Source organism: Pseudomonas yamanorum, from assembly GCF_013386765.1.
Lineage (GTDB): Bacteria > Pseudomonadota > Gammaproteobacteria > Pseudomonadales > Pseudomonadaceae > Aquipseudomonas > Aquipseudomonas yamanorum_A.
Genome location: NZ_JACARE010000037.1, coordinates 60,608 through 85,476, shown reverse-complemented (window position 1 = coordinate 85,476; position 24,869 = coordinate 60,608). Strand labels below are relative to the sequence as shown.

The window sequence follows — 24,869 nt, the reverse complement described above, 5'->3', positions numbered from 1 at the left end:
CAAGCTCCCTCGCCACAGAAGCCCGCTCGCTGCAGAGGTCTTGTTTGGCTCAGCCTCAGTCGCCGAAGTCTTCCCAGCCGCCCATCTGTTTCCAGCGGTTGACGATGCCGCAGAACAGCTCGGCCGTCTTCTCGGTGTCGTAGCGGGCCGAGTGGGCCTCACGACCGTCGAAGTCGATACCGGCGGCCTGGCAGGCTTTCGCCAGCACGGTCTGGCCATAGGCCAGGCCAGCGAGGGTCGCGGTGTCGAAGCTGGAGAACGGGTGAAACGGGTTGCGCTTCATGTCGAGGCGCGCCACGGCGGCGTTGAGGAAGCCCAGGTCGAAGCTGCTGTTGTGGCCCACCAGGATCGCGCGTTTGCAGCCATTGGCCTTCAGCGCCTTGCGCACGCCACGGAAGATGTCGGTCAGCGCCGCTTCTTCACTGACTGCCATGCGCAGCGGGTGGTCGAGCTTGATCCCGGTGAACTCCAGGGCGGCGGCTTCGATGTTCGCGCCTTCGAACGGCTCGACGCGGAAGAAGTGGGTGTGTTCCGGGAACACGAAACCCTGTTCATCCATGCCGATGGTCGTGGCGGCGATTTCCAGCAATGCGTCAGTGGCGCAATTGAAACCACCGGTTTCTACATCGATCACAACCGGCAGGTAGCCACGGAAACGCTCGGCCATGGGGTGACGGGAACCGCCACCACCGCCGCCGTGTTCCTGGTCGTCGTCGTAATGGTCTTCACTCACGGGTGTTCCTCCAGCAGGCGCCAGCGCAGTGTTTCACCGGCGCGCAGCGGGATAACGGTCAGCTCGCCAAACGGCAGGCTGGTGGGGGCGGTCCAGTCTTCACGGACCAGGGTAATGCGGTCGGTATTCGCCGGCAGGCCGTAGAAACGCGGGCCGTTGAGGCTGGCGAACCCTTCAAGCTTGTCCAGGGCGTTGCGTTGTTCGAACGCTTCGGCATACAACTCGATCGCCGCATAGGCGGTGTAGCAACCGGCACAACCACACGCGGCTTCCTTGGCGTGTTGGGCGTGGGGTGCAGAGTCGGTGCCGAGGAAAAATTTCTGGTTGCCACTGGTGGCGGCATCGAGCAGCGCCACCTGGTGAGTGTTGCGCTTGAGAATCGGCAGGCAGTAGAAGTGCGGCCGAATCCCGCCCACCAGCATGTGGTTGCGGTTGTACAGCAGGTGATGCGCGGTGATGGTCGCGCCGACGTTGGCCGAAGCCTCGGTGACGAACTGCACTGCATCGGCGGTGGTGATGTGCTCGAACACTACCTTCAGGGTCGGGAACAGCTCGACCACGCGGCGCATGTGCTCGTCGATGAAGATCTTTTCACGATCGAACACATCGACATCGCCACGGGTGACTTCACCGTGGATCAGCAGCGGCATGCCGACTTCTGCCATGGCTTCGATGGCCGGCAGGATCTTGTCGATACTGGTGACGCCGGAATCGGAGTTGGTGGTCGCCCCGGCCGGGTACAGCTTGGCAGCGTGGACGAAACCGCTGGCCTTGGCCTGGCGGATTTCTTCGGGCTGCGTACGGTCGGTCAGGTACAGCACCATCAACGGTTCGAAACGGCTGCCGGCCGGTCGTGCAGCGAGGATGCGCTGGCGATAGGCGTCGGCTTCCGCGGCGTTACGCACCGGAGGTACCAGATTAGGCATGATGATGGCGCGGCCAAACGTGCGCGCTACATCGGCCACGGTTTGGGGCAACGCAGCACCATCGCGAAGATGAATATGCCAGTCGTCGGGACGCAGCAGGGTCAGGCGGTCGGACATTGGGGATTCCAGGCGGGTCAATCTGGTGGGAATGCTACCGGAAAAGACTCTTGCAGGCACTCGCTATCAAGTTTTGCAGGATGCGACCGATATCCCTGGGTATGCCTTAACGATGTATGACGCCTTGATGTGTTGTAGAAACCAGTGGAGCCTCCCGTGCGCCAGCATTATCTAGCCCTGCTCAGTGTGTTCGCCAGCCTGCCCGCGATGGCCCTCACGTTCCAGACACGTCTGGAGAATATTGAGTGGAAAGTGGAGGGCGATAAATTCGAGTGCCGCTTGAGCCAGCCGATCACCGATTTCGGCTCAGGCGAGTTCGTGCGCCGGGCCGGCGAGCAGGCGACGTTTCGTCTGAAAGCCTTCAACGGCTCGTTGGGTGCCGGTTCCGCGACCCTGCTGGCGGCCGCTGCGCCGTGGCAGCCGGGGCGCGGTGATATCAACCTCGGCGCGGTGCGCGTCGGCAGTGGTGACGTGCTGTTTAACAGCTCCCAGGCCCAGGCCGGGCGCTTGTTTACCGGTTTACTCGAAGGTCGCAGCCCGACTGTGCGGCACTATGGGCGCGAAGGAGGCTACTCCGAGATCCGTCTGTTGCCGGTCAAATTCAACAAGGCCTACAACGACTATCAGTTATGTACCACCAAGCTGCTGCCGATGAATTTCGAGCAGGTCAAACAGACCGAGGTGGGCTTCCCGGGCGGTGGCATCGAATTGGACGCGGCGGCCAAGAAAAAGCTGTCGGTGATTCTCGAGTTCATGAAAGCCGACCCTACCGTCAATCACATCGAGTTGAACGGTCACTCCGACAACAGCGGCAATCGCCTGACCAACCGTGATGTCTCACGGCGTCGCGCCCTGGCGGTGATGGACTACTTCAAGGCCAATGGCATCCAGGAATCGCAGATTACCTTGCGCTTTCATGGCGAAAGCTACCCGTTGGCGCCGAACACCAACCCGGCCAACCGGGCGAAAAACCGTCGGGTGAATATTCAACTCGAAAGGGTGGCAGCCCCCGAGAAACCGGCGCCCCAGGCCAAAGCGCCAGGCAACGCCGCCGCCACCTCATAAGGTGCGGCGTTTCGTCGCCCGCTCGACATAATCTGTCGCTTTATCTTCATTTGCTGTCGCGCCTCTGTAATTTCACGGTTTTGGTCGGTAGAATCGACGCCTTTCCGTACAACCCCGTGGAGTGATGGCATGGCCGACGTAAACAAGGTCGTTCTCGCGTATTCCGGCGGCCTGGACACTTCGGTGATCCTCAAGTGGCTGCAGGATACTTATAACTGTGAAGTGGTGACCTTCACCGCTGACCTGGGTCAGGGCGAAGAGGTCGAACCTGCACGTGCCAAGGCGCAAGCCATGGGCGTGAAAGAGATCTACATTGACGACCTGCGCGAAGAGTTCGTCCGCGATTTCGTTTTCCCGATGTTTCGCGCCAACACCGTCTACGAAGGCGAGTACCTGCTGGGTACCTCCATCGCACGTCCGCTGATCGCCAAGCGCCTGATCGAAATCGCCAACGAAACCGGCGCCGACGCCATTTCCCATGGTGCCACCGGCAAGGGCAACGACCAGGTACGTTTCGAACTGGGCGCCTACGCCTTGAAGCCAGGCGTAAAAGTGATTGCTCCTTGGCGTGAGTGGGACCTGCTGTCCCGTGAAAAGCTGATGGATTACGCTGAAAAGCACGCTATCCCGATCGAGCGTCACGGCAAGAAGAAGTCCCCGTACTCGATGGACGCCAACTTGCTGCACATCTCCTATGAAGGCGGCGTGCTGGAAGACACATGGACCGAGCACGAAGAAGACATGTGGAAATGGACCGTCTCCCCGGAGAACGCTCCCGACAAGGCCCAGTACCTGGAACTGACCTACCGCAACGGCGACATCGTCGCGCTGGACGGCGTCGAAATGACTCCGGCCACCGTATTGGCGACCCTGAACCGTATCGGTGGCGAACACGGTATCGGCCGCCTCGACATCGTCGAGAACCGTTACGTGGGCATGAAGTCCCGTGGTTGCTACGAGACTCCGGGCGGCACCATCATGCTGCGCGCTCACCGCGCCATCGAGTCCATCACCCTGGACCGTGAAGTGGCTCACCTCAAAGACGAGCTGATGCCCAAGTACGCCAGCCTGATCTACACCGGCTACTGGTGGAGCCCTGAGCGCCTGATGCTGCAACAGATGATCGACGCTTCCCAGGTCCACGTGAACGGCGTTGTGCGCCTGAAGCTGTACAAGGGCAATGTGATCGTGACCGGCCGCAAGTCCGACGAGTCGCTGTTCGATGCCAATATCGCTACGTTCGAAGAAGATGGCGGCGCCTACAACCAGGCCGACGCGGCGGGCTTCATCAAGCTGAACGCGTTGCGCATGCGCATTGCAGCCAACAAAGGTCGCAAGTTGTTCTGAGTGTTTTAAGTGGTAATAAAAAATGGCCCCGTTAAGGGGCCATTTTTTTGCCTGAAAAAAGGCATCCGGAATCATTAGAGGCGATGCCGTGTTTATTATTCAGCTGAAAAGCCCGTTTGGGCGAAGGTGTGGCGTGAACATGTTTATGTCTTTACGGGTGCAATGTTTATTAATTTAGCTAAATAAATGATCCATTGTTGAAGGCGAATTTTTTTCTTGTATGCGGGAACTATGTACTACAGAAATTTCACACATAAGTGTATGGAAAACATGTCAAGCGCTGACATGTCTGTAGGATCTATGGAGTGTGACTGGCTATGTTGGATGGAACTTTTAAAAAACGGGTTTCGGCCCGGAGTCACTGGCTTTCTGATAAGGCGCAAGGGGCATTTCCTGAAACTTGTGTGCGGCACGTTTACCCTTCCCCCGGTAATCCTGGGATTTTTCACTCAAAATATGTTTGCGCTCGGAAAGTTCTGAAAGCCATAACAAAACTGGATACCTCCGGATTGGCGTTTTTTTGTAGGTTAAATCCGATGACGTTGTGGGTTGGGTCTCTGCTTGCTGTTGCTTGGGGGGGAGCGCTATGCCAAGTGGGAAACGACTAGGCTATTGTGTTTGCTCTTAATAATTCGAACAGCGAAATTGGACTTGCCCATGAATAAAGTGCTGATCGTGGATGATCATCCCGTCATTCGTCTTGCTGTGCGTATGCTAATGGAACGTCATAGTTATGAGGTCGTTGCCGAGACAGATAACGGTGTCGATGCCTTGCAACTTGCACGGGAGCATATGCCGGACATTGTCATACTGGATATTGGAATTCCCAAACTCGACGGCCTGGAAGTTATATGCCGGCTGTCATCTACCAAACAGGCCCATCCGTTCAAGGTGCTGGTGCTGACGTCCCAGGCGCCCGGGCATTTTTCCATGCGGTGCATGCAGGCGGGTGCTGCTGGCTACGTGTGCAAGCAGCAGGATCTCACCGAGCTGTTGAGCGCGGTCAAGGCAGTGCTGTGCGGGTACAGCTACTTCCCCAACCAGGCGTTGAACTCGGTACGTTCCACAATGGGTAACGCCAGCGAATCGGACATGGTCGAGCGGCTGTCCGGCCGGGAGATGATGGTGTTGCAACAACTGGCCCGTGGCAAAACCAACAAGGAGATCGCCGATGGCATGTTCCTGAGCAATAAAACCGTGAGTACCTACAAGACTCGCTTGCTGCTCAAGCTCAACGCGCGTTCCCTGGTGGACTTGATCGAGCTGGCCCAGCGCAACGGGTTGGTGTAGGTCGGCCGAACGTTTAGATGCCGTCAGAAAAAAGCCTCCGCAAGGGAGGCTTCTGTTTGTCGTTGGGTCGATTAGAGATCGAAGTCGTAATCGGCCAACTGTTTTTGCAAGCGCCGTTCTTCCAGAAGGTTGTCGATGGTGCGGCGTTTGCTCAAATTGGTCTTGGCCACCTCAACCGGTGCTTCTGCTGCATCATCGTCGGATTCAGCGCCAACAACGTCGTCTTCTACATCCAGTTGTTCTTTGCCAGTGCTCATAAGGTTAACTCCAGGCTAAGACTGCCGTTGGCGCTCCTTATAACGATAATCTCGGGCCTGGTAAAAAAGATTTTTTCAATCGACTCATCGATAAAAGCAATGATGGCTCAATCGTCGGAAGTCTTTTCCTTGTATTCGCACAGGTCTTCGATGCGGCAACTGCCACAGCGCGGCTTGCGAGCCTGGCACACATAGCGTCCGTGAAGGATCAACCAGTGATGAGAGTCCAGCAGATAGGGCTTGGGCACAAACTTCATCAGTTGTTTTTCTACCTCGACCACATTCTTTCCGCGGGCAATGCCGGTTCGGTTGCTGACCCGAAAGATGTGCGTGTCTACAGCCATGGTCAATTGGCGAAATGCGGTATTGAGCACCACGTTGGCCGTCTTGCGACCGACACCCGGGAGCGCTTCCAGGGCTTCCCGCGTTTGTGGCACTTCGCTGCCGTGCAGCTCTACCAGCAGCCGGCAGGTCTCGATGACATTCTTCGCCTTGCTGTTGTAGAGGCCGATGGTCTTGATGTATTCGGACAACCCCTCCACCCCCAGTGCGTAGATCGCTTCCGGGGTGTTGGCCACCGGATACAGCTTGGCGGTGGCCTTGTTGACGCCGACGTCTGTGGACTGGGCCGAGAGAATCACGGCGATCAGCAACTCGAACGGCGAGGAATAGGCCAGTTCGGTTTTCGGTTCCGGATTGTCTTCGTGAAGCCGGCGGAAAATTTCCAGGCGTTTTGCGGCGTTCATGGGGCGAGCGGTTCCTTGCAGACAGTCAGTGTGGTTTTGAAAAGTGGACCCAGGCTTGCCGGCCGGCCAGTAATAACCCGAGCAGGATAAACCCGGTGGGCGCCAGTGTGGTGACAGAACCGTCGCCGACCAGCCCTCGGATAACGCCCAGGGTAATCAGCAGTACGCCAAACAGCCCGAACAGTTTCACGCGTGCCTTGCCCTGGCCAGGCTCGAAAAAGCCTGAATACTCCAGCAGCACGCATTGAACACTGGTCAGCGCCAGGTAAATACCCAGCTGTTGATATAAGGGCAACGCGAACGCTTGCAAGAGCAGTTGCATGCAGCTGACCAGTGTCGCCGCGATCAGCAGGCTGGCCATCAGTCGCATGTGTTCGCCAAGGCGGTTGCGCAGGCCGTGCATGCCCAGGCCATACAGCGCCCCGATCAGCACCGAGAGTACCCAGAAGCTCAATGCCTTGGGCAACGTATCGCTCACCCCAATCAACGGCGCAAGCATCAGCGAGCGGGCCAGGGTTTTAGTCATGAGCAGGCGACTCCAACATCAGTTGCCGGTGATCATCAAAGTACCGCAGGGCATCGTGAACGGCACTGACCACCGCGCGGGACGTGATGGTCGCGCCCGCCATTTGATCGAATTGGCCATGGTCTTTCTTCAAGGCCCAGTCCGAATCTTTTGGATCGGCGCGGGATAGCCCCTTGAATGCCGCCATCCATGGATTGCCCGGTTCGGCGATATGCCCGCCCAGGCTTGGGGTTTCCGAATGGCTCAGGGTTTTCACCGCGAGCAGCTTGCCGTTGTGGGCGATGGCGATCAGCAGCTCGATGGGGCCGCCATAGCCACTGGTTTGCGAACGCAGCAGTACTGCGCCGGGCTGGCCGTTCAAGGTGGCGAGGTAGCCGCCCAGCAATTGGCTGTTTGCCAATGCCTGCGGGTTTAGAGCGAGTGGATGTTGCAGGGGCTGGTTGTCGTAAATGCCGGCGGGCAGGATATCCAGCAAGGCCCGGCGCTGGATGTTTTGTTGGGCCTCGGTGATACGGCTGGCGGTCAACTGTTGCACCCCAAGCGTCAGCACGATCCCTGCGGCGGCGATCAACACCACCACTATCAAGCCCCGGGTGGTTCTCATGAACTCACCGCAGGCTGTCTGGGTGTCGCCAGGCGTTCAAGCATCGGCACCGCCAGGTTCATCAACAGCACCGCAAAGGCCACGCCATCGGGGTAACCGCCCCAGGTACGAATCAGGTAAACCAGCACGCCCACGCCGGCACCGAACATCAGGCGCGCACGCGGGCTTTTGGCACCGGACACCGGTTCGGTCACGATAAAAAACGCCCCGAGCATCGTGGCGCCGGTCAGCAGATGAAACAGCGGTGAACCGTGGGAATCAGAGCCCGAGCCGTTCCAGCACAGCAGGCTGATCACGAACAGGCTACCGAGCATGCCCACCGGCGCGTGCCAACTGAACACCCGTTGCTGCAACAGCCACAGCCCTCCCGCCAGAAAGGCCAGGTTCACCCATTCACTGCCTTTGCCGGCGACATGCCCAAAAGCCGGGTGGCTGGCAAACAGCTCATCCATGGTCAGGCTTTTGTTGATCCGCAGGGCATCCAGGGCTGTCGCCTGGGCCCAGGCGTCCGGCGCATTACCTTGCACGCCGAACACCTGTTGCAGGCCGGCCAGCAGGTCCATGCCGTGGGAGGCAGGCCAGTGGGTCATGGGTTGGGGAAAGGCCACCAGCATCAATGCGTAACCGACCATGGCAGGGTTGAACGGGTTCTGGTTGCCGCCGTACAGGTGCTTGCCCAGCAGCAACGCACTGGTGACGGCGGCCACGCATAACCACCATGGACAATAAGGTGGCAGTGCCAGTGCCAGCAGTGTGGCCGTGACCAGGCCGCCGAGATCGCTGGCCGAATGCCCGCGCAGCCGCCGAATGCCAGCTTCCACGACGAGTGCACAGCTGCCCGCCAGCAATAAATTGATCAGCACGCCCCAGCCATACAGCCAGAACATCGCCAGCAAGCCCGGCACCGTCGCCAGCAGCACACGCTTCATCGCGTGCTGCTGACGATCAACGGCTTCAAGCACGGGCATCGTCGTCCACCAGCGCCGCCAGCGCCTGCTCTGCTGTTTCGAAGTGCTGTTGCAGGATGATCAACTGGGACTGCTGTTCAAAGGTCGGTGGGTGACCAAAGGCTTTCAGGGATTTATGCAGCTGGGCACGGCTCATGGCCAGGTTGATCTTGGCCTTTTTCAGGGCGGCGTCCATGGCAGCGGCCTTTTGCGCACGCACCCGCTCAATGGCGGCCTGGACCGGGTTGGTCGTGACCTCGGCCACCGGCGCCGCACGCTTGGCACGGGCCAGACGCTCGGCGAGCTTCTGTTCTTCTTCGCGTTGCAGTCGGGCGTTGCGCTGTTCAAACCGCCGCCGGGCGCGGTCGCGCTTGAGGCTGCGTGCCTGGCGCTCGGCATCGTTGGAGGCCAGCCCGCCGACAATCGGCAACACCGTGGTCAACGGGCGCATTTCGATGCAATCCACCGGGCATGGCGCCACACACAGGTCGCAGCCGGTGCACTCGTCGATAATCACCGTGTGCATCAATTTGGCGGCACCGACGATGGCGTCCACCGGGCAGGCCTGGATGCATTTGGTACAACCGATGCACTCTGCCTCACGGATAAACGCGATCTGCGCGGGCGCCTCACCCCGGGAGGTGTCCAGTTCCAGCACCGGGAGCTTCAGCAATTGCGCCAGGCTCGCGATGGTTTCCTGCCCGCCGGGCGGGCACTTGTTGATCGCCTCGCCCTGGGCAATGCCTTCGGCGTACGGTTTGCAGCCAGGATGCCCGCACTTGCCACATTGGGTCTGCGGCAGCAGGGCATCGATACGTTGAATCAGGCTCATGGTTTGATCATTGCGTTGAAACCCAGGAAAGCCACGGCCATCAGCCCGGCGCTGATCAGCGCCACCGGTAGCCCCCGGAAGGGCAGTGGTATGTCGTTGTCGGCAATACGTTGGCGCAGGTCACTGAACAGGCTCAGCACCAGCCAGAAACCCAGCCCGGCGCCCAGGCTCAGTGCCGCCATGTGTGCCAGCCCTTTATCGTCTTGCGTACCCAGCAGCACCACCCCCAACACCCCGGCATTCCCCAGCAACAAAGGCCACAGGCCATCGAACGGCAGCTTGGGTAACTGGCGGCACAGCACCCTCAGCAGCGGATGGATCAGCAGCACTGTCACCGGCAAAAACACAAACAATCGCAGGGACGTCAGCGCCAGAGGCCGCAATAGGTAATGATCGAGCAGATAGCCGAGGATGCCAATCAACAGCATCAACACCGAGGTGGCGATGCCCAGCGCATGTACGCGCCGGCGTGAGTCAACCGTGGATGCCAGCACCGGGTCGACAGCCAGCGGCATCTGCAACACGAGGTTGCTGATCAAGGCTGTGCTGACAAGGGTGAGAAGCATATCGGTCATGGTCGTGCCGGGTTAAGCAAACAGGGCCGGTTGTGGCGAGCGGGCTCCATCGAAGATCAAAATGTGGGAGCTGTCGAGCCCCGGCGAGGCTGCGATGGGATCACCGCACGGCACCTGCCGAACCTCAGCGCCAGCATCGCAGCCTCGCTGGGGCTCGACAGCTCCCACATTCAACTGGCTTCGTTTGGGAGCCCGCTCACTACAGGCAGTTTACTTGATGCGCTGACCTGGCTTGGCACCGCTGTCCGGGCTCAACAGGTAGATCTCTTCGCCGCCAGGGCCGGCCGCCATCACCATGCCTTCGGAGATGCCGAACTTCATTTTTCGTGGCTTGAGGTTGGCGATCATCATGGTCAGGCGACCATCGAGCTTGGACGGGTCCGGATAAGCGCTCTTGATCCCGGAGAACACGTTGCGTTGCTCGTCACCGATGTCCAGCGTCAGGCGCAGCAGCTTGTCGGCGCCTTCCACGGCTTCGGCCTTGATGATCAGCGCAACACGCAGGTCTACCGCGGCAAAGGCGTCGAAGTCGATTTCCGGCGACAACGGATCTTTCGCCAATTCGCCATTGCCCGCAGGGGCTGCATCGCCGGTGTCGGTCTTGCTGGCTTCGAGGTCTTCTTTCGAAGCGTCGGTCATGGCCTGGACTTTTACCGGGTCGATACGGGTCATCAGCGGCTTGAACTCATTCAACTGATGGTTGCTGAGCAAGGTCGCGTGGTCGTTCCAGGTCAGCGGCGGCACGTTGAGGAACGCCTCGGCGTCGGCCGCCAGCAGTGGCAGTACCGGCTTGAGGAAAATCACCAACTGGCGGAACAGGTTGACGCCCGTGGCACAGATAGCCTGGACTTCAGCCTGCTTGCCTTCCTGTTTGTTCAGCGACCACGGCGCCTTGTCGGCGATCCAGGCGTTGGCACGGTCGGCCAGGCCCATGATCTCGCGCATGGCGCGGGCAAAGTCGCGGGCTTCATACGCGTCCGCGATGCTTGGCGCAGCGGCCAGGAACGCTTCGGTCAGCTCGGGCGCGGCATTTTCCGCCACCAGCACACCGGAGTTGCCCTTGTGGATAAAACCGGCGCAACGGCTGGCGATGTTGACGACCTTGCCCACCAGGTCCGAGTTGACCTTCTGTACGAAGTCTTCCAGGTTCAGGTCGAGGTCGTCGACGCCACGGCCCAGCTTGGAGGCGTAGTAGTAGCGCAGGTATTCCGGCGACAGGTGGTCCAGGTAGGTGCGCGCCTTGATGAAGGTGCCACGGGACTTGGACATTTTCTGGCCGTTGACCGTCAGGTAGCCGTGAACCGCGATGCCGGTGGGCTTGCGGTAGCCCGAGCCTTCGAGCATCGCAGGCCAGAACAGCGCGTGGAAGTTGACGATGTCCTTGCCGATGAAGTGGTACAGCTCGGCGGTGGAGTCCTTGGCCCAGAACGCGTCGAAGTCCAGCTCCGGCGTGCGATCGCACAGGTTCTTGAAGCTGGCCATGTAGCCGATTGGCGCATCCAGCCATACATAGAAGTACTTGCCAGGTTCGCCCGGGATCTCAAAGCCGAAGTACGGCGCATCGCGGGAGATGTCCCACTGTTGCAGGCCGGCGTCCAGCCATTCGGCGATCTTGTTGGCCACGGCGTCCTGCAGGGTGCCGCTGCGGGTCCAGGTTTGCAGCATCTGCTGGAAATCCGGGAGCTTGAAGAAGAAGTGCTGGGAATCCTTGAGCACCGGGGTGGCGCCAGAGATGGCCGACTTCGGATCCTTCAGGTCGGTAGGCGCGTAGGTGGCGCCGCATTTCTCGCAGTTGTCGCCGTACTGGTCCTCAGTGCCGCATTTCGGGCAGGTGCCCTTGATGAAGCGGTCGGCCAGGAACATTTTCTTTTCCGGGTCGAAATACTGGGTGATCGAACGCGTGGCAATGTGCCCGGCGTCTTTGAGGCGCAGGTAGATCTGGCTCGACAGCTCGCGGTTTTCGTCGGAGTGGGTCGAGTGGAAGTTGTCGAAATCCACCAGGAACTCGGCAAAGTCGGCGCTGTGTTCAGCCTGGACGTTGGCGATCAGTTGTTCCGGGGTGATGCCTTCCTTCTCGGCGCGCAACATGATGGCCGAACCGTGGGCGTCGTCCGCGCAGACATAAATGCATTGATTGCCGCGATGCTTCTGGAAGCGCACCCACATATCGGTCTGGATGTACTCAAGCATATGGCCAAGGTGGATGGAACCATTGGCATAGGGCAGGGCGCTGGTGACGAGGATCTTGCGTGGCTCGGACATGGGGCTCGGCTACTTGATGAAACGGAGGTCGGCCACTATAAAGCGCCGGGAAATTTATTTCACCCCGTGCGGCTGTTTCAGGATTTTCCCGTCGGCCGAAAGCGTGCCGCTGGGGCGCTGGAACGGTTAGGATAGCCGCCTGTTTTAGCCAGTCTTTTTTCGGGAGTAGCCCATGAGCGCCGTCAATCGCGCAGCGGTGGAAGCCGTTCTTCGCCAATACACCGACCCTTACCTGGACCAGGACCCGGTCAGCGCCGGGTGCGTACGCGCCATCGACGTGCAGGGTGACAAGGTTTCGGTCCAGCTTGAGCTGGGCTACGCCGCAGGCCTGTTCAAGAGCGGCTGGGCGCAGATGCTGCAAATGGCTATTGAAGGCCTGGACGGCGTCAGTTCGGCCAAGGTCGACATCCAGTGCGTGATCGCCCCGCACAAGGCCCAGGCGCAGATCCCGGGCCTGGCCAACGTCAAGAACGTGGTGGCCGTGGCCTCCGGCAAGGGTGGCGTGGGCAAATCCACCACCGCGGCCAACCTGGCGCTGGCTCTGGCCCGCGAAGGCGCACGCGTCGGCATTCTCGACGCCGACATTTATGGCCCGAGCCAAGGCGTGATGTTCGGCATCGCCGAAGGCACCCGGCCGAAGATCAAGGACCAGAAATGGTTCGTGCCGATCGAGTCCCATGGTGTTGAAGTGATGTCCATGGCCTTCCTGACCGATGACAACACGCCAATGGTGTGGCGCGGCCCGATGGTTTCCGGCGCCTTGCTGCAACTGGTCACCCAGACCGACTGGGGTAACCTGGACTACCTGGTGATCGATATGCCCCCAGGCACCGGCGATATCCAGTTGACCCTGGCGCAGAAAGTGCCGGTGGCTGGCGCGGTGATCGTCACCACGCCGCAGGACCTGGCGCTGCTGGATGCCCGCAAGGGCGTGGAGATGTTCCGCAAGGTGAACATCCCGGTGCTGGGCGTCGTGGAAAACATGGCGGTGCACATCTGCTCCAACTGCGGCCACGCCGAGCATCTGTTCGGTGAAGGTGGCGGCGAGAAGCTGGCTACCCAGTACGGGGTTGAACTGCTGGCGTCGTTGCCCCTGTCCATGGGGATTCGTGAGCAGGCTGACGGCGGCAAGCCGACGGTCGTCGCCGAGCCCGACGGCCAGATTGCCATGGTCTACCAGGAACTGGCCCGTCACGTAGGCGCACGAATCGTCCTGCAGGAAGCCGCGGCCCAGGCGATGCCGACCATCACTGTCAGCGACGACTGACCCACCCGATGGGAAAAAAGCCTCGACTGCGTCGGGGCTTTTTCTTGTCTGGCGAACACGCAGGATGCGCTTGTTACCCTTTTGCGTAATTGCTGGTGTAAGCATTCACTTACTTTTTCGTAAGCGTTTGGGTTTTTTCGCTGGTGCGGACGTCTCGAATCGGCCGTCTATAATTCTATCTAATTGAAATATAACAATTATTTATTCGTGTCTGAACATCGAAACCTGTAGTCCAGCGATTTGGATCCCGTTGAACTTCCCCGGGAACTCTCTAAGATCAGCCCTGTGTCCACGGATTGACACAGTCATCACGGAACGATGATTCAGGGAACCTCGCAGGATGCGATTCATCAGGACGATGAAAAGGAACACAGGGACTAGGGAAAAAATGTGGGCGGGTCATACCGCCCCTTTTTTTTGCCTGTAGAAAAGTGAAACCCGCCCCGCAGAAATGCAAAAAGGCCCGCAAGGGGCCTTTTGGAGGGCATCGACGCGATCAGCGCTCGAGGTCTGCAATCTTGCCTTTTTTGCCATCCCACTCTGCCGCATCCGGCATCGGGTCTTTGCGCTCAGTGATATTCGGCCAGATTTCCGCCAGCTCAACGTTCAACTGAATAAATTCCTGCATCTCTGCCGGGACTTCGTCCTCGGAGAAAATCGCGACGGCCGGACATTCTGGCTCACACAGGGCGCAGTCAATGCACTCGTCCGGGTGGATGACCAGGAAATTCGGGCCTTCGTAGAAGCAGTCCACCGGACACACTTCTACGCAGTCGGTGTACTTGCACTTGATGCAGTTGTCGGTGACGACGAAGGTCATTTCTAATTTTCTCCTCAGGCGGCGGCAGCGAAACCCTTTGTGGCAGGGCTCGCGAGGTTCGGGAGCGATAGTCTGCAGGCCAGGCTAAAAGCCCGCAGCATCCCAAACCGCGCGAGAGTCTACCAGCTTGCAAGCGTCTGCGTTATATCCGAGTCTTAAGTGCATATAACATTTCGAGCGCTTTTCGCGGCGTCAAGTCGTCCAGGTCAAGTTTAGCCAACTCATCCAGTACTGGATGAGGCAGGCTGGCGAACATGTCGCTCTGGTGCGGCGTGCTCGGTTTGTTGCTGGCTTTGGCCGGGCTGGCCACGGGAAGCTCGTGGGGCAGGGCGGTTTCTTCCAGGCGGCTCAGGTGCTCGCGGGCGCGGGTGATCACGTCCGCCGGCACACCCGCCAACTGCGCTACGGCCAGGCCGTAACTCTGGCTCGCCGGGCCGGGCAGCACGTGGTGCAGGAATACGATGCGCTCGTTGTGCTCGGTGGCATTGAGGTGAACGTTGGCCACCAACGGCTCGTTTTCCGGCAGCACGGTCAGCTCGAAGTAGTGCGTCGCGAACAGCGTATACGCCCGCAGGTGCGCCAACCGCTCGGCTGCGGCCCACGCCAGGGACAGCCCGTCGAAGGTGCTCGTGCCGCGTCCCACTTCGTCCATCAGCACCAGGCTGCGCTCGGTGGCGTTGTGCAGGATGTTGGCGGTTTCGCTCATCTCCACCATAAAGGTCGAACGGCCACCAGCCAGGTCATCACTGGAACCGATCCGGGTGAAGATGCGGTCCACCAGGGACAACTCGCAACTGGCCGCCGGCACGAAGCTGCCGATATGGGCCAGCAACACGATCAACGCGGTCTGGCGCATGTAGGTGGATTTACCGCCCATGTTCGGACCGGTGATCACCAGCATGCGGGTGTCGTCGTCCAGCGACAGGTCGTTGGCGACGAACGGCGTGGTCAGAACCTGCTCCACCACCGGGTGGCGGCCTTGCACGATGCGCATGCACGGCTCGCTGACAAACCGCGGGCAGTTCAGGTCAAGGTTCAGGGCGCGCTCGGCCAGGTTGCTCAACACATCCAGTTCGGCCAGGGCGGCGGCGGTGTCCTGCAACGGCGCCAGCTTGTCGATCAAGCTTTCCAGCAACGCTTCGTAGAGCATCTTCTCCCGAGCCAGGGCGCGGCTTTTCGCTGACAGCGCTTTGTCCTCGAACTCTTTCAGTTCCGGGGTGATAAAGCGCTCGGCGCCCTTGAGGGTCTGGCGGCGCTGGTAGTCGATCGGCGCCTGCTCGGCCTGCTTGCTTGGCAACTCGATAAAGTAGCCATGCACACGGTTGTAGCCGACTTTCAGGTTGGCCAGGCCCGTACGGGCTTTTTCACGGGCTTCCAGGTCGATCAGGAACTGCCCGGCGTTCTCGCTCAGGGATTGCAGTTCGTCCAGCTCGGTGTCGTAACCGGTCTTCAACACGCCACCGTCACGGATGATCGCGGGCGGGTTGTCGATGATGGCTTTTTCCAGCAAGGCCGCCAGGTCCGGGTAGGTGCTGGTGGTGACGGCCAGCTGTTGCAGGTGCGGCGCTTCCAGTTCGGTCATCGCCGCTTGCAGTTGCGGCAGGGCGCCCAGCGCGTCCCGCAGGCGCGCCAGGTCACGGGGCCGTGCGTTACGCAGGCCGATCCGCGCGAGGATCCGCTCGATGTCGCCGATTTCCTTGAGCTGCGGTTGCAGCTTTTCAAAGCGGTAGCGGTCCAGCAGGCAAGTAATAGAGGTTTGGCGGGCTTGCAGCACCGTCAAATCCCGCAGCGGACGGTTCAGCCAGCGGGTCAGCAGGCGGCTGCCCATGGCGGTCTGGCAACGGTCGACCACCGATTGCAGGGTATTATCGCGCCCGCCGGCCAGGTTGGTGTCCAACTCCAGGTTACGACGGCTGGCGCCATCCAGCACCACGGTGTCGTCCAGGCGTTCATGCCGCAGGCTGCGCAGGTGTGGCAGGGCGGTACGCTGGGTTTCCTTGGCGTAGCTGAGCAGGCAACCGGCGGCGCCGATGGCCAGGGTCAGGGTTTCGCAACCAAAGCCCTTGAGGTCTTGCACGGAGAACTGCTGGCACAGGCTTTTCAGCGCCGAATCACGCTCGAAATCCCACGGCGCGCGGCGCTTGGTCCCACGACGACGTTCCGCCGGCAGGTCCTTTGGCCAGTCATCTGGAATCATCAGTTCCACCGGATTGACGCGCTCCAGCTCTGCCAGAAGGTTCTCCCAGCCCTTGATCTCCAGCACCGTGAAGTTGCCACTGGTGATATCCAGCACCGCCAGGCCGAACAGGCGTTCGTCCCCCAATACCGCAGCGATCAGGTTATCGCGACGCTCATCCAGCAGTGCTTCATCACTCACCGTGCCCGGGGTAATGATGCGCACCACCTGGCGTTCCACCGGGCCCTTGCTGGTGGCCGGGTCGCCGATCTGCTCACAGATCACCACCGACTCGCCCAGCTTAACCAGCTTGACCAGATAGCCTTCCAACGAATGGTAAGGAATCCCACACATCGGAATCGCCTGCCCGGCCGACTGCCCGCGCGCGGTCAGGGTGATGTCCAGCAACTTGGCGGCCTTCTTCGCGTCTTCATAGAAGATCTCGTAGAAGTCGCCCATGCGGTAGAACATCAACTGATCAGGGTGCTGGTTTTTCAGGCGCCAGTACTGCTGCATCATCGGGGTGTGGGAGGACAGATCGGAGGTGTTTTTACTCATTGGATAGTTGGCAAATTCGTTGAAAGTGATGGGGCAAAGGGGGCGCTTGGCCCAGCATTTTTTGCAATGGGCGCAAGGTTAACACGCGAGGTCGGGGCTTCGCAGTTCACAAACGGATAGGTAAAAACTAAACGGAGGGAGGTGCCTATTGCCAGCTGGTTCAGGATGAACATTGTAACTGTGGCGAGGGAGCTTGCTCCCGTTGGGCTGCGCAGCAGTCCCTTTTTTGGGGACCCCTCTGCGCCCCCGCGTGGGCAAGCTCCCTTTCAACGCATCAGCGCTTCATGGAGTCACACTGTGTGCGCAGATTACTGTCGCTGATATAGCTGCAACTGCTGCCGCTCTGCTTGGCGTTGCAAAAAGCTCGCTGATCGCTGTCGCTGATATAGCTGCAAGAACTTCCGCCCACCTCTGCATTGCAGGCGGCACGCAGATCGGAGTTGCTGATGTAGGAGCAACTGCTGCCGCTTTGCTTGGCATTGCAGTAATTTCGCTGATCAGAGTCGCTGATGTTGGAGCACGAACTCCCGCTCATTTCCGCGTTGCAAGCTGCACGCAAATCACTGTCGCTGATGTAGGAGCAACTGCTCCCGTTTTCTTTGGCATTGCAGTAGTTACGCTGATCAGAGTCAGTAATGTTGGAGCAGTTGGCGAAGGTGTAACCGCTGAACATCAACAGCATCGCAAGCACGAATCTCATTGCTTCTTCCTTGGTTTACCCGGACGCAGCCTGGCGCTGAATGATTCAATCTCGACGAGTATTTCGCCGAGATATCAAATTGACATCGTTTTGCGCAGAAGTTCCGCGGCTGTATAGGGAGGTTATGCATGAGAGACATTAAAACTCACCGATAACGCATAAAATATGCAAATTAGCATTTGCCAAGCATCAAAACTGCCTGCACTATCCGCGTTATGCAAAAACGCAACGTTTCTATCGTCTTAAGAGAGCTGCTGGACCGCGACCGGATCTCCCCCACGGAGCTTCACCGGCGTACCGGCGTGCCTCAATCCACGCTGTCCCGGATCCTCAGCGGCAAGATCGTTGATCCGTCGGACAAGCACATCTCGCGCATCGCCGATTACTTCCAGGTCAGCACCGATCAGTTGCGCGGGCGCGCGGCGCTGGTGCCGGCGCGGTTGGAGGAGCGCGACCCGATGCATTCGGAACTCAAGGACATAAGCCTGTGGGACGACGACACACCCGTTAATGATGACGAGGTGTCGATCCCCTTTCTGCGCGAGGTTGAATTGGCTGCTGGATCAGGAAGATTCGTCATCGAGGAAAGCGAGAAGGCCAGCCTGCGATTCGGCAAGCGCAGCCTGCGGCATAACGGTGTGCAGTTCGACCAGGCCAAGTGCGTGACGGTGCGCGGCAACAGTATGTTGCCGGTGCTGCGTGACGGCGCGACCGTAGGCGTCAACGCCGGCAAGTGTGGGATTGGTGACATCGTCGACGGCGATTTGTATGCCATCAACCACAACGGCCAGCTGCGGGTGAAACAGCTCTATCGCCTGCCTTCCGGGATTCGCCTGCGCAGCTTCAACCGTGATGAACACCCGGATGAGGACTACAGTTTCCAGGACATCCAGGAAGAGCAGATCAGCATCCTCGGTCACGTCTTCTGGTGGGGCATGTACGCCCGCTGATCCTTCTGCGTAAGACAAAGCCCGCCAATGAGCGGGCTTTTTTTCGCCTGCGCAAAACCACCAAACCCCGTACCTATAAGGCTATGAATGCATTCATGCATACATCGAGTAAAAATAAATGCATTTGTGCATTGACTGTATATGCATACATGCATATTCTCCGTCTCAAGCCAGCCAAGAAGGCCTGGTGGAGGCGGCAAGGATGCTGCCAAGGAAGACAAGGACGTTACGCAACACCGGCAAGGACGCCATCGAAGCGATGGCAGGGATGCCAGGCAACACCGGCAAGGATGCCGACGCTCTTTAGTTTCAAACCGCTTCAAGAACAGGCAGCGATGAACCGGCCTTAACGGTTCAGAGGGTTGGCAACTGGCCCGGGTGTGCAGCGTAAAGCACCAGAAGCAGTTATCCGGCAGACAGGGATCGTGGTCGGAAAAACATTGAGGAAAGGTCCGTACCGCGCCAGTAGCGCCGAAAGACCGAGGACATCATTACTGAAAAGCCCGGGCAGCCGGGCTTTTTGGAATGCCTACCTATAAATGGAATTACCCAAAACCCGGCACTGCGCCGGTAATGCTCAGCCAGGAGGCGTGACATGACAAACGAGCAGCAAGCGTTAGCGGAAATGCCTATCTGGCTGGTGATCGTACTGGCCCTGATCGGCGGTGTTTCCGGCGAAATGTGGCGCGCCGACAAGGAAGGCGCCCGTGGTTGGTCGCTGTTGCGGCGCCTGGCCCTGCGTTCCGGGGCCTGCATGGTGTGCGGGGTATCAGCCCTGATGCTGTGCTACGCCGCCGGCATGTCGATCTGGACGGCCGGCGCCATTGGTTGCCTGACCGCCATGGCCGGCGCCGACGTGGCCATCGGCCTTTATGAACGGTGGGCAGCCAAGCGGATTGGCGTCAACGAAGGCACCCGTCAGGACCCGCAGTAACCGTTGCAAGGACGCTACTTAAATGACCCTCATCGAAAAACCTTCCCAACTCCCCCAGGCCATCAGCGAGGCGCTGCATATTGCCTTTCCGGACCTGAAGGTCGGCAATCACCAGGATTTTCAGGGCCCCGGGGATAACACCGGTGTGTTGATCACCGTCGAAGGCAATGGCCCGGGTATCCGCTCCCGTGAAGGGCGCAAGGCCCATGCCCTGGGGATTTCACTCAAGGCCATGGTCGCTCCGGGTGCATTGCCGTTTGATGCCTGCGACCTGGCCAGCCAACTGATGGACCTGGTGCTGGATAACCGCTGGAACCTGCCGCAGGCGCAATGCGATTTGCCCATCAATATCGTCGCTGCACCCTCAATACGGGCCACCGCAGAAACGGACTACGACACCTGGGCTGTCACCTTCACCCAAACCCTCTATATCGGACCGCCGTTGCTCAACGATCCCACCGGCAAGCCTCTGTTTGCCTGCACCTGGGAAGTCACGGACATCGACGACCCCGACCAATACAAACCCCTGGCGGAGTAGCCCATGTTCGACGCGCTGTTACGCATGCAACTGGGCCCGATCATCGAGCGCCTGGCAGAAATGGAATCCCAACTCGAAGACCTCTATCGCCGCGCCGAAAGTTTCTGCCGCATCGGCGTGTGCCAGGAGGTCGACGCCGCCAGTAATACCTGCAAGGTCAGCCACGGCGACTTGCTCACCCCGGCGATTCGTTTTTTCAACCCCAGTGCCGGAGAGCAAACCGAAACCCGCCTCCCTTCCGTGGGCGAGCAGTGCTTGTTGCTCAACTACGGCGGCGGGGAGGGCGGGGCGCAATCGGTGGCGTTGTTCGGCTTGAACAGCGACCGTTTTCCGCCGGTCTCCAGCGTCCCGACGCTGACCCGGCGCCGCCATCAGGACGGCACGCAAACCGACTATGACGACGCCAGTCATACCTTCAACTGGGTCAATGGCCCTACCACGCTTGTCGGCTCCCGCGAACAGGTCGACCTCAAGGTCGGCGCCGCCAGCCTGACGATGAGCGCCCAGAGCATCACCCTGCAAGTCGGCGGCACCAGCCTGTTGCTGGATGCTGGCGGCGCGCACTTCAGCGGCCCGGTGGTGGACCACCAGGGCCGGGTCATCAGCCCCTGACAAGGACATCCCATGATTGGAATCGATCGGAACACCGGGGCGGCCGTCGATGACTGGCTGCAATTCGTACAGCGCGCCACCCGAGCGTTGACCACACCCTTGGGCACCCGCCAGAAGCGCCCGCTGTACGGCTCGATGATCCCGCAACTGCTCGGGCAGAACCTCGGCGACGACCTGCTGATTCTCGCCCAGAGCCATGCCGCCCAAGCGTTCTACAACCCACAGAACGGCATCGCCGACTTCGAGCCGCAAGTCATCGTCGCCAACCGCCAGGGCGCGGGCCTGCTCTTGCGCTTCGCCGGCACCTGGAAAAACCGCAAACAATCCTTCGAGGTGGTGACATGAGCATGCTGATACCCGGCCAGAACCAGTTGGCCGAGCCGGCGATCATTGCCGTCGATGAGTTCGAACCGCTGTTGGCGGAGTTCAAGGCGTTTGTCGTGGATTACGTCGCCACCCGAGCGCCGGAAAATGCGGCCAAGCTCAAGGTCAGCCTTGAGAATGAAAGCGAGCTGTTGACGTTGGCACTGGAGGCCTTTTGCGTTCGCTTGCAAACCCACGAGCGCCAATACAACGCCCGAATCAAGCAGATGCTGGCGTGGTGGGCCACCGGCAGCAACCTCGATGCGCGGCTTGCCGACATGGGCCTGGAGCGCCAGGTGCTTGATCCCGGCGATCCGGCGGCTTTCCCGCCCGTGCCGCCGACGCTGGAAAGCGACGATGACGCCCGCCTGCGTTATTACCTCGCGCCTCACGCTCCGGCGGCGGGCTCGCGGATGCAGTATCGCCGGGAGGTTTTCACCCTGGGTGAGCGTCCGTCAGTGAAAGTACAAAGCGCCACGCCCGGGGTGGTGACGGTCACTTATACCTTCGACCCGGACGGCTACGCGGCTCGGGTCAAGGATGGCAACGGCCGCCGAACTGCACCGGGTGAAGTGATGGTGACGGTCTTGGCCCGAGACGGGGATGGCACGCCACCTGCTGATCTGCTTGACGGTGTGCGCCGGCATTTCGCCCGGCCTGATGTGCGGCCGGAAACGGATCTTGTCACGGTGCAGGGTGCACAGATCCTACGTTACAAAATTCGCGTGGTGGCCAAGATCAACGCCGGCCCGGACTCCGGGCTGACCCAAGTGGCCGCGCAGCAGCTGCTGCAAACCTACGCCGAGTCTTGTCATCGCCTGGAAGGGCGGGTGGACCCGAGCTGGATCGACTACGCCATCCACTCGGCGGGCGCTGCGCAACTGCAAATCCTTGAACCGCTGGAACCGATCGTCACCACGGCGTTTCAGGCGCCGTATTGCACGGGTGTCGAGGTGGAGGTGCGCACGCTATGAGTGAGCCAAAAGGCAGTTTGCTGCCTGCCAACAGTTCTCCGTTGGAGAAGGCGCTGGACATGGGTTTCGGGCAGTTGCTCGACCGGGTAATGCCACCCTTTCCCGCCTTGATGAACCCGCTGCTAACACCAGTGGACTTCTTACCGTACCTGGCGGCAGATCGTGGTGTTACTGAATGGAGTTCCAGTGCTCCTGAGGCTGAAAAGAGGGGCACGGTGAAGCTCGCTTGGCCGATCGCTCGCCAGTCCGGTACACGGAAAGCGCTGGAAAACGCCGCTACAGGCCTGCAGTTGGTCCCGCAGGTTCGCTCGTGGTACGAGCAAACGCCAATCGGTGCGCCTTACAGCTTCTCAGTGAGAGCGTTCACAAGCCTGGCTTACAGCGAAGAAATGGACGCTCGACTGGACCAGCGATTAGCCGCTGCAAAAAGCGAACGCGACATCCTGTCGGTCTCTGTGGGATTGAGCGCATTTGGTACCCATTCCATCGCCGCCGCGACGGTATGTGGCGAACTTACCATTGTCCATCCGATTGTTATCGACGGACTGAAAGCCGCCGGCAACGCATTCTCTGCCGCCGGCCTTTATAGCGTCGAGACGCTCACTATTTATCCTCAGAGGTTCTAAATGGCCGACTTTTATACTCTTCTTACCAATGATGGAATTGCCTACGAAACTGCCTGCAAGGCCGCTGGGCTTCCGATCAAGCTTGCACAAATTTCGGTTGGTGATGGCAACGGCGCTGTCTATAACCCGGATGCGACCGCCAAAGCATTGAAGCGCGAGGTATGGAGGGGGCCATTGAATGCCCTTTTCCAAGACGAGAAAAATCCCAGCTGGCTCCTGGCAGAGGTGACGATTCCGTCTGATGTCGGTGGGTGGTATGTGCGCGAGGCGGGTATCTGGACCGATAACGGCGTGTTGTACGCCATCGTCAAGTACCCGGAGTCGTTCAAACCCGTACTGGCGACATCTGGGTCGGGCAAAGAGTTTTACATCCGCTCGATTTTCGAAACGAGTAATGCGTCCCTGGTGACATTGTTGATTGATGACACCGTCGTCAAGGCAACTCGGGCGTGGGTTGTTGATTATCTCGGCGACGAGCTGGCCAAGCTTGATAGCAAGCAGTCGGTTCGTGTGGCGGCTACGGCAAATATCGTCTTGAGTGGCGCGCAGCAAATCGATGGGGTTGCAGTGATTGCTGGCCAACGCGTACTGGTCGCAGGTCAGACGTTGGCGAAGGACAACGGTATTTATATTGTTGCCAATAGTGCCTGGTCGCGCTCGATGGATGCCAGCTCCAGTCAAAGAGTCTCTCCTGGACTTAGCGTCATTGTTGAAGAGGGCGCTGCCTATGGAGGCTCTTTGTGGCAGTCGGTCAGCAAAGGGGTTATCGCGTTGGGCTCCACCCCGCTGGCATTCGAGATGCTGGCGGGAAGGAGTGGTGTTCAGGCGGGCACCTACAAAGTCCTGACTGTCGACAAATATGGTCGAACCATAGGCGGCACGAACCCTGGAACGTTGGCTGAGATGGGCATCAGGGATGCCTATACGAAAGATGAAATTGCGTCGATGTTCGGGAAACTGACCGATGAGTCGAAGTTGCCCCTAAAAGGCGGAACTATGACTGGCGCAATCAGCGCAGAGTTTTCTGGCATGGGAGGGGCTTTTGTCGATTGGCAAAAACGTATCCCCGCCCTCCAGATTAACTGTCCGATCAACTCGTATAGTTACTCTATTTGGAAGGGGACGATGTGGGGGGAACGTCATCTGGCGTCCATGGATGTTTACTCTGGTGGTACTTCGACCTCGCTCCCGGTAGTAGCACTTCATATGGGGGCTGTGCCGAGCGCTTTCCTATTTGAAGGCCAAGGTAACTTGACCATCAAGGGCGCCTACCTCGGCGAGGGTAGCCAACTCCTAAACCTTAACGCGAACGCCCTGACTCAGGGGACCGTACCTGCTGCACGACTGCAAGGTTCCTACAATATTGATGTGTCCGGAAACTCCGGAACAACCTCCCGGCTGGCGACTCCACGCCAAATCAATGGTGTGTCATTCGATGGCACGGCCAACATCGCGATTTCCGACAACTCCAAGTTACCCACCACGGGTGGCTTGATGTCAGGCACCGCCAGCTTTGAGCTACCTGACATGGGCGGGGGATTTGTCGCATGGCGAGGCCGCTCTCCGGCTGTGCAGATCAATGCGCCGGCAAACTACTTGGCATACCTGGTGTGGCGGGCAACGTGCTGGAATGAGCGACACCTAGCGGCAATGGAGGCTTATTCCGGCGGAACCAGCACCTCGCCGCCACAGGTCGTCACTCATGTGGGCGGCACGAATAACGCCATGACCCTTACCGAAGGGGGGCATTTGTCGATCTCAGGCATCTACAGCGGCAACGCCGCTGGCATGACAAACCTGCCGCCGGCCACAGCCGACGTGCCGGGAGCCGTGCTTAAAAATACGGCCTCACTTGGGCCCAATGGTTGGTGGAAGTGTGCCCAGACGGGAATGATCAAGCAGTGGGGAATTACCTTGGGCGCTTCGGATACCGTCACCCATCGCAGTTTTCCTATCGCGTTCCCCAATCGGTGTGCATCGCTTGTTGCAAGCCGGACGAGTCTCTTTTACTCCGATGCCGCAACGGGCACTAATACCTTGATCGTCAGCAATACGCAGTTTTCGGTTATTTCCGGGCCGTTCAACTCACCTGATGATATTTACTGGGAAGCCACAGGCTACTGA

At 59.5% G+C, this 24,869-nt stretch carries 24 protein-coding genes and 1 pseudogene; 12 read left to right on the top strand and 13 right to left on the bottom strand.

What is annotated here, in order from left to right; translation table 11 throughout:
* Positions 1-55 precede the first annotated feature (55 nt).
* Entirely contained in the window at positions 56-733 is a 678-nt protein-coding gene (gene rnt / locus HX875_RS25620; protein ID WP_003208704.1) for a ribonuclease T, read from the bottom strand.
* Positions 730-1,776 carry a dihydroorotase gene (gene pyrC / locus HX875_RS25615; protein WP_177046876.1) on the bottom strand — a complete coding sequence of 349 codons (1,047 nt, stop codon included), beginning with the start codon at positions 1,774-1,776 and terminating at the stop codon, positions 730-732. Before pyrC ends, rnt begins: the two co-directional genes overlap by 4 nt.
* A gap of 156 nt (positions 1,777-1,932) precedes the next feature.
* On the opposite strand from pyrC, the gene HX875_RS25610 reads away from it, so the two are divergent.
* From HX875_RS25610 to HX875_RS25600, 3 genes are all read left to right on the top strand, one after another.
* On the top strand, positions 1,933-2,841 hold the full coding sequence (locus tag HX875_RS25610) for a flagellar protein MotY (protein WP_177046875.1): 909 nt from the start codon (positions 1,933-1,935) through the stop codon (positions 2,839-2,841).
* A 129-nt stretch (positions 2,842-2,970) separates the two neighbouring features.
* A complete protein-coding gene (locus tag HX875_RS25605; protein WP_003208700.1) occupies positions 2,971-4,188 on the top strand; it encodes an argininosuccinate synthase in 1,218 nt (405 codons plus the stop codon).
* A 657-nt stretch (positions 4,189-4,845) separates the two neighbouring features.
* A complete protein-coding gene (locus HX875_RS25600) occupies positions 4,846-5,478 on the top strand; it encodes a response regulator transcription factor (RefSeq protein ID WP_177046874.1) in 633 nt (210 codons plus the stop codon).
* 71 nt (positions 5,479-5,549) lie between these two features.
* Here the strand turns inward: HX875_RS25600 and HX875_RS25595 are convergent, their stop codons facing one another.
* From HX875_RS25595 to metG, 8 genes and pseudogenes are all read right to left on the bottom strand, one after another.
* Positions 5,550-5,735: a PA3496 family putative envelope integrity protein gene (locus HX875_RS25595; RefSeq protein WP_003208696.1), complete on the bottom strand. Its 186-nt coding sequence runs from the start codon at positions 5,733-5,735 to the stop codon at positions 5,550-5,552.
* Between the two features lie 107 nt (positions 5,736-5,842).
* Positions 5,843-6,481 (bottom strand): endonuclease III, encoded by a 639-nt coding sequence (gene nth, locus HX875_RS25590; protein WP_010170146.1) that lies wholly within the window; start codon positions 6,479-6,481, stop codon positions 5,843-5,845.
* 25 nt (positions 6,482-6,506) lie between these two features.
* Positions 6,507-7,007, bottom strand: a complete 501-nt coding sequence (locus tag HX875_RS25585) for an Rnf-Nqr domain containing protein (protein WP_177046873.1) — start codon at positions 7,005-7,007, stop codon at positions 6,507-6,509.
* Complete coding sequence (locus HX875_RS25580) at positions 7,000-7,611, bottom strand: RnfABCDGE type electron transport complex subunit G (RefSeq protein ID WP_177046872.1); 612 nt, start codon at positions 7,609-7,611, stop codon at positions 7,000-7,002. The genes HX875_RS25585 and HX875_RS25580 overlap by 8 nt, the downstream gene beginning before the upstream one ends.
* Positions 7,608-8,579 (bottom strand): RnfABCDGE type electron transport complex subunit D, encoded by a 972-nt coding sequence (locus HX875_RS25575; protein WP_177046871.1) that lies wholly within the window; start codon positions 8,577-8,579, stop codon positions 7,608-7,610. The genes HX875_RS25580 and HX875_RS25575 overlap by 4 nt, the downstream gene beginning before the upstream one ends.
* A 10-nt stretch (positions 8,580-8,589) precedes the next feature.
* Positions 8,590-9,390 (bottom strand): annotated as a pseudogene (rsxB, locus tag HX875_RS25570) (electron transport complex subunit RsxB); the annotation flags it as partial.
* On the bottom strand, positions 9,387-9,965 hold the full coding sequence (locus HX875_RS25565) for an Rnf-Nqr domain containing protein (RefSeq protein WP_177046869.1): 579 nt from the start codon (positions 9,963-9,965) through the stop codon (positions 9,387-9,389). The pseudogene rsxB and the gene HX875_RS25565, both read right to left, overlap by 4 nt.
* 210 nt (positions 9,966-10,175) lie before the next feature.
* A complete protein-coding gene (gene metG, locus HX875_RS25560; protein WP_177046868.1) occupies positions 10,176-12,227 on the bottom strand; it encodes a methionine--tRNA ligase in 2,052 nt (683 codons plus the stop codon).
* Between the two features lie 172 nt (positions 12,228-12,399).
* On the opposite strand from metG, the gene apbC reads away from it, so the two are divergent.
* The gene (apbC, locus tag HX875_RS25555; RefSeq protein ID WP_177046864.1) at positions 12,400-13,494 is read left to right on the top strand and encodes an iron-sulfur cluster carrier protein ApbC; all 1,095 of its coding nucleotides are present in this window, start codon (positions 12,400-12,402) and stop codon (positions 13,492-13,494) included.
* Between the two features lie 496 nt (positions 13,495-13,990).
* Here apbC and fdxA read toward each other — a convergent pair whose 3' ends face one another.
* The 3 genes from fdxA to HX875_RS25540 all read right to left on the bottom strand — a co-directional run bounded on the left by fdxA (position 13,991) and on the right by HX875_RS25540 (position 17,748).
* Positions 13,991-14,314: a ferredoxin FdxA gene (fdxA, locus tag HX875_RS25550; RefSeq protein WP_003208688.1), complete on the bottom strand. Its 324-nt coding sequence runs from the start codon at positions 14,312-14,314 to the stop codon at positions 13,991-13,993.
* A 142-nt stretch (positions 14,315-14,456) separates the two neighbouring features.
* The gene (gene mutS / locus HX875_RS25545; protein WP_169386191.1) at positions 14,457-17,048 is read right to left on the bottom strand and encodes a DNA mismatch repair protein MutS; all 2,592 of its coding nucleotides are present in this window, start codon (positions 17,046-17,048) and stop codon (positions 14,457-14,459) included.
* A 274-nt stretch (positions 17,049-17,322) separates the two neighbouring features.
* Positions 17,323-17,748, bottom strand: a complete 426-nt coding sequence (locus tag HX875_RS25540; RefSeq protein ID WP_177046862.1) for a hypothetical protein — start codon at positions 17,746-17,748, stop codon at positions 17,323-17,325.
* A 215-nt stretch (positions 17,749-17,963) separates the two neighbouring features.
* Here HX875_RS25540 and HX875_RS25535 point away from each other — a divergent pair, with 215 nt between their 5' ends.
* From HX875_RS25535 to HX875_RS32900, 8 genes are all read left to right on the top strand, one after another.
* The gene (locus HX875_RS25535) at positions 17,964-18,698 is read left to right on the top strand and encodes a LexA family transcriptional regulator (protein ID WP_177046861.1); all 735 of its coding nucleotides are present in this window, start codon (positions 17,964-17,966) and stop codon (positions 18,696-18,698) included.
* Positions 18,699-19,293: 595 nt separating this feature from the next.
* The gene (locus tag HX875_RS25530) at positions 19,294-19,632 is read left to right on the top strand and encodes a phage holin family protein (protein WP_177046859.1); all 339 of its coding nucleotides are present in this window, start codon (positions 19,294-19,296) and stop codon (positions 19,630-19,632) included.
* A gap of 22 nt (positions 19,633-19,654) precedes the next feature.
* Positions 19,655-20,170, top strand: a complete 516-nt coding sequence (locus HX875_RS25525; protein ID WP_177046857.1) for a hypothetical protein — start codon at positions 19,655-19,657, stop codon at positions 20,168-20,170.
* Between the two features lie 3 nt (positions 20,171-20,173).
* A complete protein-coding gene (locus HX875_RS25520) occupies positions 20,174-20,782 on the top strand; it encodes a phage baseplate assembly protein V (protein ID WP_177046855.1) in 609 nt (202 codons plus the stop codon).
* Between the two features lie 12 nt (positions 20,783-20,794).
* Positions 20,795-21,127 (top strand): phage baseplate protein, encoded by a 333-nt coding sequence (locus HX875_RS25515; protein WP_003208675.1) that lies wholly within the window; start codon positions 20,795-20,797, stop codon positions 21,125-21,127.
* Complete coding sequence (locus tag HX875_RS25510) at positions 21,124-22,119, top strand: baseplate J/gp47 family protein (protein ID WP_177046853.1); 996 nt, start codon at positions 21,124-21,126, stop codon at positions 22,117-22,119. Before HX875_RS25515 ends, HX875_RS25510 begins: the two co-directional genes overlap by 4 nt.
* Entirely contained in the window at positions 22,116-22,745 is a 630-nt protein-coding gene (locus HX875_RS25505) for a phage tail protein I (RefSeq protein ID WP_177046851.1), read from the top strand. The genes HX875_RS25510 and HX875_RS25505 overlap by 4 nt, the downstream gene beginning before the upstream one ends.
* Positions 22,746-24,869 carry a phage tail protein gene (locus tag HX875_RS32900; RefSeq protein ID WP_256348170.1) on the top strand — a complete coding sequence of 708 codons (2,124 nt, stop codon included), beginning with the start codon at positions 22,746-22,748 and terminating at the stop codon, positions 24,867-24,869.

Bases quoted from the DNA above. Each gene is read 5' to 3' on its own strand.
- HX875_RS25595 (WP_003208696.1), bottom strand. From the start codon at position 5,735: ATGAGCACTGGCAAAGAACAACTGGATGTAGAAGACGACGTTGTTGGC.
- HX875_RS25585 (WP_177046873.1), bottom strand. From the start codon at position 7,007: ATGACTAAAACCCTGGCCCGCTCGCTGATGCTTGCGCCGTTGATTGGG.
- HX875_RS25605 (WP_003208700.1), top strand. From the start codon at position 2,971: ATGGCCGACGTAAACAAGGTCGTTCTCGCGTATTCCGGCGGCCTGGAC.
- HX875_RS25510 (WP_177046853.1), top strand. From the start codon at position 21,124: ATGAGCATGCTGATACCCGGCCAGAACCAGTTGGCCGAGCCGGCGATC.
- HX875_RS25520 (WP_177046855.1), top strand. From the start codon at position 20,174: ATGTTCGACGCGCTGTTACGCATGCAACTGGGCCCGATCATCGAGCGC.
- nth (WP_010170146.1), bottom strand. From the start codon at position 6,481: ATGAACGCCGCAAAACGCCTGGAAATTTTCCGCCGGCTTCACGAAGAC.
- apbC (WP_177046864.1), top strand. From the start codon at position 12,400: ATGAGCGCCGTCAATCGCGCAGCGGTGGAAGCCGTTCTTCGCCAATAC.
- HX875_RS25575 (WP_177046871.1), bottom strand. From the start codon at position 8,579: ATGCCCGTGCTTGAAGCCGTTGATCGTCAGCAGCACGCGATGAAGCGT.
- HX875_RS25530 (WP_177046859.1), top strand. From the start codon at position 19,294: ATGACAAACGAGCAGCAAGCGTTAGCGGAAATGCCTATCTGGCTGGTG.
- mutS (WP_169386191.1), bottom strand. From the start codon at position 17,048: ATGAGTAAAAACACCTCCGATCTGTCCTCCCACACCCCGATGATGCAG.
- HX875_RS32900 (WP_256348170.1), top strand. From the start codon at position 22,746: ATGGCCGACTTTTATACTCTTCTTACCAATGATGGAATTGCCTACGAA.
- fdxA (WP_003208688.1), bottom strand. From the start codon at position 14,314: ATGACCTTCGTCGTCACCGACAACTGCATCAAGTGCAAGTACACCGAC.
- metG (WP_177046868.1), bottom strand. From the start codon at position 12,227: ATGTCCGAGCCACGCAAGATCCTCGTCACCAGCGCCCTGCCCTATGCC.
- pyrC (WP_177046876.1), bottom strand. From the start codon at position 1,776: ATGTCCGACCGCCTGACCCTGCTGCGTCCCGACGACTGGCATATTCAT.
- HX875_RS25505 (WP_177046851.1), top strand. From the start codon at position 22,116: ATGAGTGAGCCAAAAGGCAGTTTGCTGCCTGCCAACAGTTCTCCGTTG.
- HX875_RS25540 (WP_177046862.1), bottom strand. From the start codon at position 17,748: ATGAGATTCGTGCTTGCGATGCTGTTGATGTTCAGCGGTTACACCTTC.
- HX875_RS25600 (WP_177046874.1), top strand. From the start codon at position 4,846: ATGAATAAAGTGCTGATCGTGGATGATCATCCCGTCATTCGTCTTGCT.
- HX875_RS25565 (WP_177046869.1), bottom strand. From the start codon at position 9,965: ATGACCGATATGCTTCTCACCCTTGTCAGCACAGCCTTGATCAGCAAC.
- HX875_RS25515 (WP_003208675.1), top strand. From the start codon at position 20,795: ATGATTGGAATCGATCGGAACACCGGGGCGGCCGTCGATGACTGGCTG.
- HX875_RS25580 (WP_177046872.1), bottom strand. From the start codon at position 7,611: ATGAGAACCACCCGGGGCTTGATAGTGGTGGTGTTGATCGCCGCCGCA.
- HX875_RS25525 (WP_177046857.1), top strand. From the start codon at position 19,655: ATGACCCTCATCGAAAAACCTTCCCAACTCCCCCAGGCCATCAGCGAG.
- HX875_RS25535 (WP_177046861.1), top strand. From the start codon at position 17,964: ATGCAAAAACGCAACGTTTCTATCGTCTTAAGAGAGCTGCTGGACCGC.